Raw genomic sequence first — 12,875 nt, 5'->3', positions numbered from 1 at the left:
CAAACCACAAACGTGATCCAGCGACGGGATAAATAATTGGCATTTGACAATTAAAGTGCACACTATTGAGTTCTCAAAGACCAGACACCACCCGTAGAACCCTTTCAGGCCCTTCCGAACGGCAACCTGTCTAGCTTAGCACAAGTAACTTGTGCTGCTCGCATTCGTATAAACCGGACCGCTTGGCTTCTGCCCTGCTGCCCGGCTACGTTGCGGCGACAAGGGAATACATTACGCAGAAACCAGCCCAACAGCAAGCCCAACCAGAATCTCGGGCGCGTCCCCGCATAAAACCGCCAATGTTGCCGCAGCGACCCCCGACCACGACCCCAGGCCGACGGCAGCAAACAACGACAAAACCCGCAGAATCAGCCCGAGCGCCGTGTTTCTCGGGCGCGCCCCGAGCCCGAGCGGGTCCCGTCCAGCTTCGAGGTCTCCCGGGCAGCCCTTGGGCCCCGCGCCGCGCAGGCTCATTCCGCGGAGAAATACGACAGCGGCCGCACGCCCCAGAAAGAGGGAACGTGCGGCCGCTGTGATCCCCGGCGTCGCGCGCCAGGATGCTGCGTGGTTACTTCGCGGTGAAGAAGAGGCGCTTGTTCGAGAACTCACCGATCCCGAGCGGACCCATCTCACGCCCGAAGCCGGAGCGCTTGACGCCACCAAACGGCAGCTCGGCCGCCTCGGCGGCGATGATGTTCACGTGGGCCATACCCACCTCGAGCCGCGAGGCGACCCGAGTCGCGCGCGCCTCGTCGGTTGAGAACACTGAACCGCCCAACCCGAGCGCGCAGTCGTTGGCGAGCTCGAGCGCTTCCTCGTCGCTGTGCACCTTGTACACCGTGGCCACGGGCCCAAAGATCTCTTCGCCGTACGAGGCCGAGTCGCGGGGAACCCCCGTGAGCACGGCGGGAGAGTAGTACGCCGCCGGCCCGTCGGACAGCACGCCGCCAACCTCGAGCGTTGCGCCCTCGGCCACGGCCTGCTGCACCTGCGCGTGCACGGTCTCCGCGGCGGTGCGCGTCGACAGCGGGGCGTACTCGCCCTCGGCGAGCGTCAGCTGGTCTCCGGGGACCAGGCCCGTCGCGAGCTTCTTCAGCTCAGCAACGAACTCGTCGTAGATGTCGGCCATGACGATCAGGCGCTTGTTCGAGTTGCAGACCTGGCCGCCGTTGTAGGTGCGGAAGCCCCAGGCGTCCGCGGCAACCGCCGCGACGTCGTCGCTGTCGAGCACCACCATCGGGTCGATCCCACCGAGCTCGAGCACGGCCTTCTTCAGGTGCGTGCCAGCCTGGGCGCCGATGATCGCACCGGCGCGCTCGGAGCCGGTCAGGGAGACGCCCTGCACGCGGGGGTCGGCGATCATGGTGGCGATCTGGTCGTGCGACGCGAAGACGTTCTGGTAGCCGCCGACGGGAACGCCGGCCTGCTCCATGATCTCCTGGATGGTGAGCGCCGAGCGCGCGCAGATGTCGGCGTGCTTCAGAATGATCGAGTTGCCCAGCAGCAGGTTCGGCGCCGCGAAGCGTGCCACCTGGTAGTAGGGGAAGTTCCAGGGCATCACGCCGACGAGCGTGCCGATCGGCAGGTGCTCGATGACTGCCTTGCCCGGGATGGTGCTGGGGATCTCGCTGTCGGTGATCAACGCGGGGCCGTGCACCGCGTAGTACTCGATGATGTCGCGTGCGAACTCGACCTCGTCGATCGACTCGGCGAGCGACTTGCCCATCTCGACGGCGATGAGGTGCGCGAGCTCGTCTTTGCGCTCCTCAAAGATCTCGGCCACGCGCTTGATGACGACGGCGCGCTCCTGCACGCTCCGCTCGCGCCATTCGCGGTAGACGGTGTCGGCGGCAGTGAGCGTCTGCTCGATCTGCGCGTCGGTTGCGGATTCGAAGGTCTCGACAATCTCCCCCGTAGCGGGGTTCTGAACTCGATACTTCGCCATTGTTATCGTTTCCTGTCTAGTGATCAGTGCGCAGGTTCTGCACACGTACTCCCTATCGTCCCACTCCTGGCCGGGAGCGCGCCAGGCCCTGGCGAGAAAACGGGGCGTGCCCGCGGTCACCAGCGGTTGTGCACGGCCTCCGCCCAGCCCGTGATCCCCGCGAACGGCACGGTCACTCCGGCCTCAGTAGTAAACACTCCGGACCACTCCCCAAAGCACTGATCGGTACGTCCCGCGAGCACCAGCAGGTTGGTGCGACTCTGCTTCAGGTGGAACGGCGTGAACTCGGCGTCGAGGCCACCGCCCGTGACCCGCCACGGCGCTCGCCACTCCGCGAGGTCGTACTCCCACTGGGTCTCGCCGTGGATCTTGTGCATGCGCCCGTCGACAAAGAACGCGTTCTCGGACACCCCGGTGCCCGCAGTCCACCGGGCGCCCACCTGGATTCCGATCACGGCGCCGCCGCTGCGGCCCGAACCGGCGCCCCAGTTCCACGCGATGTTGTAGGGCCACCGACCCCGGCCGTGATCGAGCACCGCCCAGCTCTCCCCCTGTGGCACCGGCACCTCCCGGCCGTCGAGGCGCAGAGTCCCGGAGGCCGCACGAGCGATGTCTTTCACCGTGTACTGAAAGCGGCGATCGCTCCACGGCACCACGAGGGCGAGCCGCTCGTGGGCCGGCTCAAGCGCGGCGAATACGTCGAACTCGACGCCCGGGATCTCAGCACGAATCCGGGTGCCGCCCGGCTCCTCGGTGATCGAGACCGCAAGTCCCCGCGTGCGCGTCTCCGAGGCGCCGTGCTCAAGTCGGGCGGCGAGCCGCGTGCCGCGCGGCGGCAGAATCGTCTCAACACGACCCCACTCCCGCCCGGTGGCGCGTTCGAGCACCCACACCTCGGGCACGCAGGCGTAGTCGATCGCCGACACCGTGGCCGCAAGGATGTGGGTGGGCGTCACCACGTTCCAGTATTCCCAGCGCTTGTTGCGCCCGCGACCGCGGCCGAGCCCGCTCGTGTCGATGAGCGGCTGGGTGGCCCACCCCACGGCGGCCCGGTTCAGCCGGCCGTTCGGCAGCGTGAGCGCCGCAGGCCCGGCGATCTCAGGTTCGCGGAGCCGCGCGGCGTCCGGCGCGGTTTCCCCCGCGGCCACGCCGCTACGCCCAGTCGCCGATGACGAGGTTCTCCGGGGTGTCGCCCGCGCGAAGGCGCGCAATCTGGCGCTGGATCAGCGCGACCATGCGCGGCAGCATTGCAGTTGAGTCCCCGCCAACGTGCGGGCTGATCAGCGCACCCGAGCACTCCCACAGCGGGTGGTCGGCGGGCAGCGGCTCCGGATCGGTGACGTCGAGCGCGGCACGCAGACGCCCCGCCTGCAGCTCTGCGACGAGCGCGTCGGTGTCCACCACGGGACCGCGCGCCACGTTGACGACGAGCGCACCGTCCGGGAGGGCCGCGAGCTCCGCGGCGCCAAACATGCCGCGGGTCTCGTCGGTGAGCGGCACGGCGATCAGCACGATCTCAGCATCCGCCAGCGCCTCCGGGAGGTCCGCGAACCCGCGCACCGCGACGGCCTCTCCGGCGAGGTTGCGGTCCTCGCGAGCCGTGCGGGCGAGCCGGGTGAGCTGCACCTCAAACCCCGCGAGGCGCGCCTCGATCGCCTTCGACACCCCGCCGTAGCCGACAAGGAGCACCCGGCGATCCGCCAGGCTCGGGAATGAGCGGAGCTCCCAGCGGTGCGCATCGCCGGCGCGCACGAACTCGGGAATCCCGCGCTGCGCGGCGAGCGTCAACGCGAGGGCGAGCTCGGCCGTCGACGCCTCGTGCACGGTTGCCGCGTTCGCGAGCGGCATCCCGGCGGGGAGGTGCTTCGCGACGCCGTTGTAGCCGATCGACTGCCACTGCACGAGGCGTGTCTCCACTGCGGCGAGCGCCGCCAGCTGCCGCGCACCGCCCCAGTAGGGCGGCACCACGATGTCGAAGCGCTCGCGCGGAGCCGCGCCGGTGAGATCCCACTCGACGAAGTCGACCCCGGGCACCTCCCCCAGTGCTTCTCGCAGACCTTCACCGGGCAGGGAGACGACCAAGTCACTCATGCTGTCGAGTGTAGCCGTGCGACGCGAGCCCCGGACAGTGCCGGCGCGCTCCCCTGCCCGACGGCGCGTAGCATCGAGCTATGATCCGTCGCCTCGCCCTGACCGTCGCCGCGGGGCTGGCGCTCGCCCTCAGCGCGTGCGGCGCCCCCGCCGCCCCCACGGACGCCGGCGCCGGGGGCGGGGCCGCAGCCGCCGGCGCGGAGCTGCGGCTCCCGCCCGGGGACGCGGCGCCCGACTACCAGCTCGGCGGCAGCGCCGAGCCCGACCCGGCGGTCACGCTCGTCGCCCGGGACCGCACGGCCGCCCCCGACCCGGATCGCTACTCGATCTGTTACGTGAACGGCTTCCAGACGCAGCCCGGCGAGCTCGACGCGTGGCCGGCCGAAACGCTGCTGCGGGATCCGGCAGGCGAACCGGTGATCGACCCGGCCTGGCCAGACGAGATACTCCTGGACACGGGGACCGCGGCGCAGCGCGCGCAGATCGCCGCCGTGGTGACGCCGTGGATCACCGGGTGCGCGGACGCCGGCTTCGACGCCGTGGAGTTCGACAACCTCGACTCGTACACGCGCTCGGACGGGGCGCTCTCGCTCCCGGACAACCTCGCCCTGGCCACAGACTTGGTCGCTGCGGCGCACGGGGTCGGCCTGGCCGCCGGACAGAAGAACGCGGTCGAGGACGCGGCGACGCTGCGCGCGCAAGCCGGCTTTGACTTCGCAGTCACCGAGACCTGCGCGGCCTACCGCGAGTGCGGCGGGTATCGCGCGGTCTACGGTGAGCGGGTCATCGACATCGAGTACACCGACCTGCTCCCGCGGACGTTTGCGGAGATGTGCGCCGACGCTGACTCGCCCGCGGCGATGGTGCTGCGCGACCGCGCGCTTGCGACCCCCGACGACCCGGGGTATGTCTTCGAGCTCTGCGGTTCGCGGGACTGACCAGCGCCGGGGGCTCAGCCGGGAGCGCAGGAGCGCGGGCGGGCTAGCCGGCGGGTGTGCGCACCGCGTCGTGGCGCCACCCGTCCGGGCCGACCCGGTACTCGATCCGCGTGTGCTGCCGGTCCTCGCGGGCCTGCATGAACTCGAACTCATCCGGCCGCAGCGCGTAGCGCTGCCAATCCGGGTTTGGTGTGCCCGTATAGCTGGGTCGCCCCTCCCAGTCGCGCTGGGAGGCCGCGTCGTCGAGCGGCACGGCCTCGCCCGTGACGCGCACCTGGCGCCCGAACTCGCGCCAGAAGAAGAGCATGCTGGTGCGCGGTCGCAGCGCGAGCTCGCGGCCCTTGCGCGAGCTGCGGTGCGTGGAGAAGTGATACCCGTCCGCGTCGATGTCTTTCAGGATGAGCGTGCGCGCCACCGGGGTGCCGTCCGCGCGCACGGTCGCCGTCGCCATTGCGTGCGGCTGGCGCTCACCGCTCTCAATCGCCGCGTCGAGCCACGCACGAAACAGCACGGTGGGGTCGTCGGGAAGCACCGCCGCGTCGAGGACGGGGAGCGGGTGGGGAAATGCGGGGAGCCGTCGCAGCCGCTGCTCAAGATCGCTCATGCTGTCAGCGTACCCCCGGGGTCTCGGGCACCGGGGAGACCGCCTCGGCGGCACCGAGTGTCGCATGCTCGGCCGCACCGGGTGTCGCATGCTCGGCCACGCCGAGGCTCACGGCCCGCTGCAGGGAGTCGACCGAGCCAAAGCCAGTGAGCGCCGCGATCCGCGCCTGCGAGATGCCGGGTTGCTCGTGCCGCAGCTGCACCGCCGCCACCGCGCGCACCTGGCGGATGACCCCCGCAACCGTGCGCCCTTCGCTCTGGAACGCGCCCTGCAGGGTGCGCACCGACACTCCCAGGGCCGCGGCGATAGCCTCCCCGTTCAGCGACGGTGCGTCGTAGGACCGGCGGATCATCGTCATTGCCGCCCCGTACAGCGATTCGGACGCCCGCCCCCTGGCGCCCGCGCAGAGTTCCACGACCGAGCGGGCGACCTCCTCGGCGACCGACTGCAGGGGCCCGCCTTCCGGAACGTCCGCAATCGACAGCGCACACACGCTCGCCACAAACGCCGCGGCCGGGGCGAAGGCCGCGGCGGGAATCCCGAGCTCCTCGCTGTGCACCAGGCTTGCCGATCCCGGTTCGGGCCACACCGCCGTGAGTCGAGCGGGGAACGTGAGGTACGTCACGTCCGTGAGTTCGTCGGCGGACTCCGCCGTGATCGGGCCAAGCCCGGGAAACAGGAGAAACGCCCCGCCGCCCGCGCGCACCGTCCCGTCGGGCCCAGTGACCCGCAGCGAGCCCTGCTTGACGAGCAGGATCAGCGCCCGGTCGGAGGACGCCGCCACGCGGTCCCAGCTTCCGCGAAACCCGGCCATCCTGGCGTGGCCAAGGGTCACGTCTGAAAACTGGGCGATTCGCGCACTCAACGGGGGCTGCTCCGCGAATGCGGTGACTTCGATTCGCGCGTGCGAGAGCAGGTCTCGCAGGCGTCCGGACTGGAGCAGGTCGTCGGGGCGCTGCCCGTGCACATCGAAGCGCAGAAATCCCCGGTCGTCGTCCCGCCGTCGGCGGGGTGCCATCGTCTGCTCCATGTACCCTCATCGGTCTCATGCATCGCCGCAGCCCGCACGCGAGCTGAATCTGACCTCATGCTAGCCCGCCGACGGTACGCCCACCTAACACGCGCAGAACTCCGCAATCCGCGCAGGAGTGACCGCAAATCGCGCAGTCCACAGATCGGCATCGGGAAAGAAATTACTTTGAGTCTCCCGCGTCACTTTTCGCGGGGTTTCGACACTTGCTGGATGGGTGGGGATGGATTCGCCCGAAATCACTGGTCGACGGGGAGGGGCTCCGGTGAAAACTAGTACCGCACGGCGAGGGGATCGCCGCACGGAACCCGAGGTGCTGAGCTCGGACACGGGTGAGATTCGTCTGCTCGACGCGCCACTCATCGCGGCCGCGAAACAGGGGGATCGCGACGCATACGCCGAGCTGTGGCAGCGCCACCGCCAAGCGGTCACCGCGCTCACCTACCCGCTCGCGTACGCCGACACCGAGGACACGGTCTCTGAGGCGTTCACCACGGTGTGGGATCAGCTTCAGCGCGGGCAGGGCCCGGCCGAGCACTTCCGCGCGTACCTGGTCGCGGTGTCCCGCAACATCGCCGCTCGGCGGTACCGGGTCGCGCAGCGCACGGTCACCGGCACGGTAATCGAGGGCCCGCCGCTCGCTGGTTCAGACGACCTCTCTGAGCAGGGGGAAAACAACCGCGAGATCATCGCCGCCTTCGCGGCGCTTCCGGAGCGGTGGCAACAGATTCTCTGGTGGCAGGAGGTGGAGGATCGCTCCCGCACCGAGATCGCATCCCGCCTCAGCCTCAGCCCAAACTCGGTGTCGGCGCTCATGCGGCGCGCACGCGAGGGACTTCGGCTCGAGTGGCTGCGCCAGCAGCTTCCCGCGCGGGTCGCGGCGGGGCACGGCGAGACGGTCGAGTCGCTCCCGAAGTACGTGCGCGGCGCGCTCAGCACCACGCAGAAACACACCGTGCACGCGCACCTCATCGACTGCGGCGAGTGCACCCGGCTCGAGCGTTCGCTGCAGCGCGAGAACCACCGGCTTGGACGCAAGATCGCGGCCGGCGGCGCACTCGCGCTCGCGCTCGGCGGCACACTCTCTGCGGACCTCTGGGCGGCTCCCACGGCGGCGAGCGCTGCGGCACTGACCGCGGCACCGGCGCACGCCACCGGGTGGCTGAGCGGCGGCGGCCCCATCGCGGAGCTCTGCGCTCGCGGGGCGCGCACCGTAACGCGTGGCGCCAGGCGTGCGACACAGACCGTCGCGGGCGGCGGCGCGGGCGTGGTCACCGCGGGGGTAGTCGTCTCGGTGGCCGCGGCGGCGGCCATCGCGGTCGGCGCAACGTCACTCTTCCCCGCTGGCGCGCCCTCCGAGCTCAGCGCGGCGAGCCCGCGCACGGACGAGCGGACCGCGGGCGACGGCGCGGCGGCGCCCGGGCATGACGACACGAGCTCGGCGCGCGACGCGCGAGCCGAGCCGAGCGCCCGCGGCGACGTGGTGCCGAGCGTGGAGCTCGACGGCACGGGTTCCCCTGATCTCACGGGCGACCAATCGACCAGGCCGCAGCCGTCCCCGGCGTCGCCCACCGTCCCCGACGACACGACAGAGCCCGAGCCGCCGGTCTCACCGGAGCAGCCCGAGGTGCCCACCACGCCGGAGCTGCCGGAGCAGCCCGAAAAGCCCGTGCAGCCGGAGCAGCCCGAAAAACCGGGGAAGCCGGAGCAGCCAGAGAAGCCAGTCAAGCCGGAGCAGCCGGCGGTCACCGCTCTCACCGTGCAGCGAAGCGACGCCGCGACCGGAGTGGTGGCGCCGACACTCACCGGACGCGCGACGCCCGGCTCGACGGTGCGGGTCGATGTCGCAGGGCAGCGGCTCGACGCGCTCACCTCGGATACGGGGCAGTGGAGCATCGATCTTGCGGCGTCGGTGCTGCCCGTCGGCGACCACGTCGCCCGCATCAGCCAGGTCGTCGCGGGCGCCGAGGTGGGCGCCGCTGACTTCGCGTTCACGCTCGCGCAGCCCACCGGTCGGTTCGCCCTCGGCTCCCCCGAGGGCGAGACGGAAGAGCACACGCGCTTCGTGCTGCGCGCAGAGTTCACCGGCACCCCCGGCGCGCAGGTGTGCTTCTGGTCCTCCCGAAGTGCTGGGGTGCAGCGGCTCACCCTCGACTCGCAGGGCGCGGGCGCGGCGGTCGTGCCGCTCTCCACGTGGACGTTCTCGATCGACTTCAGCTACTGCGACAGCGACCGCCTGGGCGTCCGCGGCAACGCCCCCCTCACCTTCGACTAGGGCGTGGGCTCGGCGGCCGCGCCGACGCCCCGGGACTCGACGGCGCCAGCGCGCGCCGCGCCCTCGCGCCGCCCCTGCCTGATCACGTATCCGATGATGATCGCGGCCCCGGTGCCGAGAAACACGATCCACCACGGGAACCCGGGGACCGCAGACTCGGCACCGGCCGAGTTGAGGTCAGCGACCGGGGTGGGCGTGATCCGCTCACCGGTCACCAGGATGCGGTGGGTGTTGATCCCGAGCGGGGTGCAGGTGATGAGCGTGACGAGGTCCTCGCCGCTCTCGGCCCGGAGCGTGCCCGTCTCGTCGGGATCGATCACCTGCGTATCGCGCACGCGATAGCTGAGCACTCGGCCGAGCGTCTCGACGGTGAACGTGTCTCCGACCGCCACCCGATCGAGGTCGGTGAACATGGTCGCGTTCGCGAGGCCGCGGTGCGCGGTGAGGACCGCACGGGTCCCGGGGCCCCCAATTGGCAGGTGGGATCCCTCCAGGTGCCCGGAGCCGCGCGCAAGCACCTCGTCGCTCGTGCCGTGGTACACCGGGAGATCGACGCCGATCGAGTCAATCTTGATGCGCGACATCAGTCCATCCGGACCCGCGGCGAGGAGCTCATCGTAGTCGAGCGACTGATCCGCGAGTGTCCAGTCGCCGACCGGGACGTTCGCGTTCTTGCCGAGCACGACCCCGGCGCTCAGCGCCGCGTTGTAGGCCGCGGCCGCGGCGAGCTGCTCGTCGGCTGACGGGTGCAGATCCTCGAGCGCTGCGACCGAGGTGCTGATCACCCGGGACTGGTTGAAGGACGACAGCCAGGCCGCGCTCATGGGGTACAGCCCGGCGACGAGTCCGCCGATCCCGAGCACCGCGATCACCCAGGTGAGCGCGCTCGCCCGCCACGGGGCCCGCGGTGCGCGGGCCCCGTCCGGCGGCCCCGCCACCGCCGCGTGGCGGCCCGGGGCGGGCGGAGGCGTGCGCGTCGGCTCTGACGTGTCAACGGTCATGTGTTTATTCCCCCTGGCGCCGTCTCCGCTGCAGCCACACTCCAGCGGCCGCGGTCGCGCCGAGCCCGCCCGCGGTGAGGAGGAAGCCGAGGCTCCCCATCCCGCCGGTGAGCGGAATCCCCGGGACCTCGATCTGCCGGTTCGTAATGTTGCCGTAAGCGACCGCCGTGTTCACGGTGATCGTGATCGGATCGGTGAGGAGCTGGTAGCCGGCGGGTGCTCGCGTCTCCCGCAGCTGATACGTCCCGATCGCGAGGTCGCTCAGTGCGAACGCCCCGGCGGCGGGGTCGCGGTCGGCCCCCGTGCACGCGGACGCGGTTGCCGCGACGCAGTCGACCACGGCCACGGCCGCGCCGGCCTGCGGCTGCCCGTTCGCGTCGAGCGGGGTGAGCGACCACTCCGACCCGGAGAGCCGCGCACCAGAGGCGCTGACCTTGTTCCAGGACAGGCTGCCGCGCACCGGGTGCACCGTGCACGGGGTGTTCGGCTCGCACGTGCTCGGCGGCTGCTCCCCCGTGGGGACCACAACGTTGCGCAGCGAGGCGTTCGCGTTCGCCGGCAGCGGGTCCTTCACCGTCACCGCGTAGCTCACTGTTCGGGTGGCGCCGGCGGGCAGGCTGCCCGTGATCCGGATCCGGTCCCCGGCGCTGGTGAGTGCCGCGGCGAGCGGGCTCTGCGCGGTAATGGCGCCCGTGAGCGTGGCGTCGTCGAGCACATCGGTCAAGACGTCGTCGTGGTTGACAGCGACCGGCTGCTCCCCCGTGTTCCGGAAGGTCAGCGTATAGGTGATGCTCTGGCCCGGGCGCACCGTGGCTCCCGTGGCCGGATCCGAGCTCTTCGAGACCTCGAGCTTGCCGGGAGCCAGCGCGCGGTTGTAGATGGTGCAGAGCACGCGCTCGGAGCGCAGCCCCTGCACCGTGAAGCCCGGCTGCTCCGCGGTACCCGCGTTGGTGACCGCGGCCGCGGCCCCCGTCTGCGTGTTCACACACGTCGCGTTGCGCGCGGCGGCCCCCGTCCCAACCGGGACAATCTCGTAGCCCGGTTGCTGCGTCTCGAGGATCTGCACGGGACCCGCCGTGGCCGGGGCGGTGAAGCCGAGCTCGTAGTTGATGAGGCCGCCGTCGCCGGTCACCGTGGTGCGCGTGAGCGGCGCCTGCAGGGTCATCGTGCTCGCGGTCGTGCTCGCGTCGAAGCGCCAGCCCGCGGGCGCGGGGGTCGCGTCGGCGATGGTGCCGCCGGCGGGCACGATCATCTTCTGCACGCCTATGGTGCCGTTGCAGCTCTTCGTCGCGAGTGCGACCAGCGCCGCGGTCGCCTCGGCGAAGTTGGAGGTGCGGTAGTAGTCGCTGTTCGACACCGGTCCGGAGACCGCGCGCAGGTTCGCGTCGCTCGCCGCGGTGAGTGCCGGGCCGACGCCGAGCGCCACGACGCGGGTGCCCTCGGCCTTGAGCTGGTTCGCCGAGAAGATCCCGCCGTCGACGTCCTGCAGCGAATTGTAGGCGCTCGAGGTGCTCACGCTGTTGTCGCGAATCACCGTCGGGTTGCCGTCGGTGATTAGGATCGCGAGGTCGTAGTGGCTCGTCGCGTTCGCGGCCGCCGCGAAACCGCGATCCCAGTTCGTCCCGCCGCCCGAGAGCCAGTCCGCGTACTGGTCCTTGAACGTGGTCGCCTCCGCCGTCGTGGTGACCGGCAGCAGCGCCGGGTGGTTTGAGGCCCCGGATCCCGGCGACAGGTTCGAGAACGAGAACAGCGACATGTTCGTGTTCGTCCCGATGAACGCGTTCACAAAGTTCGTCATCGCGCTCTTCATGTCCGCGATGCCCGTCGCGCCGAGCGAGCCGGAGGTGTCAGCGATCAGTGCGATATCGATCCCGCACTTTTCGAGCAGTGCGGGGTTGTTGCGCGACTGATTCCAGACCCCGGTCGAGCGGGTCACGTTCGACGAGAAGTTCCCCTCGGCGGAGTTGTCCAGGCGGTTGCGCATGAACCCCCGGTCAGGGTTCGCCTCCGGGGTGTCCGTGGGGAGGGCCGGTGCCGGGAGCGGGTTCCACGCCATCGGGGTGGTGGAGCTGTACGTCTGGCCGGCGCGCAGCTGCGTGTCCGTGCGGAAGCGGTACTGCCAGGAGGTCTCCGGCGTGGCACCGAACGGGCCCACCCGCAGGGTCGGGTTCGCGTACCACCCGGCCGGGGCCACCTCCTGCACCACCCAGAACCGCGTGTCCTGCGGTGCGCCGGTCGCGGAGGCCGCGCCCGCGCGAATGGGGATCGTGAAGTTGCAGTCGCCGTCGGCGTCCGAGACACAGGTGGTCCAGCCCCACGAGGCGTTCAGTCGGGTCCCCTGCGCGCCCTGCGTGGGCATCGTGCTGCCAGCTCCGGCGACCGAGGCGGTGCCGGTGGCGTACAGACCCAGCTGCACGCCAGGGAGGCCCTTCACCGTGCCGCTCGCGAGGCGGTCACCGCCGACACGCACGTTGAGCACGGCGCTCCCGGCGGGAGCGACCGGCACGCTGCGCGGAGCGACCTGCACCGGAGCGGCCTCCTCAGCCAGCGCCGCACCGTCGGACTCTTCCGCGTCCGTCTCGGCCGGCGTGGCCGGATCGGCGGGGGACGTGTCCGGATCGGCGGCGGTCGCGGCCGGATCGGTGTCCGGGGCCGGAGTGGCGCTCGGGGCGCCCGCGTCGGAGGATCCCGCCGGCGGCACGGTCTGCGGGGCGGCGCCCTCGCTCTCGGCGTTCGGCGCCGGATCCGACACCAGCCCGGCGGCCGGCGCGGCGGCCAGGCCGCCGAACGGCACCGCGAGCCCGCCGAGCAGGGCGAGTGCCAGGCCAACGCCCACCACCCGTGCGCTCCCGCGGCGGGTTCCCTGAGTCTGCTTCATTGCTAGAGACCTTTCATCTGTCCCAGTGAGCGCCGACGGCGCGGGTCCGGTGTGCTCCTGACCTGGTCAGGAGCCCCGGATGAACACCCGGCGATGTGTGAGTTTTCTGGGGG

The 12,875-nt window shown here is 71.0% G+C and carries 9 protein-coding genes; 2 read left to right on the top strand and 7 right to left on the bottom strand.

Annotation, left to right across the window (positions count from 1 at the left end):
* Positions 1 to 568: 568 nt before the first annotated feature.
* The 3 genes from EV139_RS06380 to EV139_RS06370 form a co-directional block, all read right to left on the bottom strand.
* Positions 569 to 1,945, bottom strand: a complete 1,377-nt coding sequence (locus tag EV139_RS06380) for an NAD-dependent succinate-semialdehyde dehydrogenase (RefSeq protein WP_130453461.1) — start codon at positions 1,943 to 1,945, stop codon at positions 569 to 571.
* 116 nt (positions 1,946 to 2,061) lie between these two features.
* Positions 2,062 to 3,093, bottom strand: coding sequence for a DUF2804 domain-containing protein (locus EV139_RS06375; protein WP_130453460.1), 1,032 nt, complete (start codon positions 3,091 to 3,093; stop codon positions 2,062 to 2,064).
* Between the two features lie 4 nt (positions 3,094 to 3,097).
* Positions 3,098 to 4,036 carry a 2-hydroxyacid dehydrogenase gene (locus tag EV139_RS06370; protein WP_130453459.1) on the bottom strand — a complete coding sequence of 313 codons (939 nt, stop codon included), beginning with the start codon at positions 4,034 to 4,036 and terminating at the stop codon, positions 3,098 to 3,100.
* 80 nt (positions 4,037 to 4,116) lie between these two features.
* Here EV139_RS06370 and EV139_RS06365 point away from each other — a divergent pair, with 80 nt between their 5' ends.
* The gene (locus tag EV139_RS06365; protein ID WP_130453458.1) at positions 4,117 to 4,974 is read left to right on the top strand and encodes an endo alpha-1,4 polygalactosaminidase; all 858 of its coding nucleotides are present in this window, start codon (positions 4,117 to 4,119) and stop codon (positions 4,972 to 4,974) included.
* Positions 4,975 to 5,017: 43 nt separating this feature from the next.
* Here EV139_RS06365 and EV139_RS06360 read toward each other — a convergent pair whose 3' ends face one another.
* Positions 5,018 to 5,578 (bottom strand): pyridoxine/pyridoxamine 5'-phosphate oxidase, encoded by a 561-nt coding sequence (locus EV139_RS06360; protein WP_130453457.1) that lies wholly within the window; start codon positions 5,576 to 5,578, stop codon positions 5,018 to 5,020.
* A 4-nt stretch (positions 5,579 to 5,582) separates the two neighbouring features.
* Positions 5,583 to 6,596 carry a helix-turn-helix domain-containing protein gene (locus EV139_RS06355; RefSeq protein ID WP_157993005.1) on the bottom strand — a complete coding sequence of 338 codons (1,014 nt, stop codon included), beginning with the start codon at positions 6,594 to 6,596 and terminating at the stop codon, positions 5,583 to 5,585.
* 325 nt (positions 6,597 to 6,921) lie between these two features.
* On the opposite strand from EV139_RS06355, the gene EV139_RS06350 reads away from it, so the two are divergent.
* Positions 6,922 to 8,883 carry a sigma-70 family RNA polymerase sigma factor gene (locus EV139_RS06350; protein WP_198677469.1) on the top strand — a complete coding sequence of 654 codons (1,962 nt, stop codon included), beginning with the start codon at positions 6,922 to 6,924 and terminating at the stop codon, positions 8,881 to 8,883.
* Here EV139_RS06350 and EV139_RS06345 read toward each other — a convergent pair.
* Together EV139_RS06345 and EV139_RS06340 are read right to left on the bottom strand one after the other, a co-directional pair.
* Positions 8,880 to 9,884: a class C sortase gene (locus EV139_RS06345; protein ID WP_130453454.1), complete on the bottom strand. Its 1,005-nt coding sequence runs from the start codon at positions 9,882 to 9,884 to the stop codon at positions 8,880 to 8,882. The genes EV139_RS06350 and EV139_RS06345 overlap by 4 nt on opposite strands.
* 4 nt (positions 9,885 to 9,888) lie before the next feature.
* Positions 9,889 to 12,762: a DUF7927 domain-containing protein gene (locus EV139_RS06340; protein WP_130453453.1), complete on the bottom strand. Its 2,874-nt coding sequence runs from the start codon at positions 12,760 to 12,762 to the stop codon at positions 9,889 to 9,891.
* Positions 12,763 to 12,875 lie beyond the last annotated feature (113 nt).

Source organism: Leucobacter luti (assembly GCF_004217175.1).
Lineage (GTDB): Bacteria > Actinomycetota > Actinomycetes > Actinomycetales > Microbacteriaceae > Leucobacter > Leucobacter luti.
The sequence above is the reverse complement of the archived record's forward strand: the minus strand, read 5'-3'. Positions and strand labels throughout refer to the sequence as shown.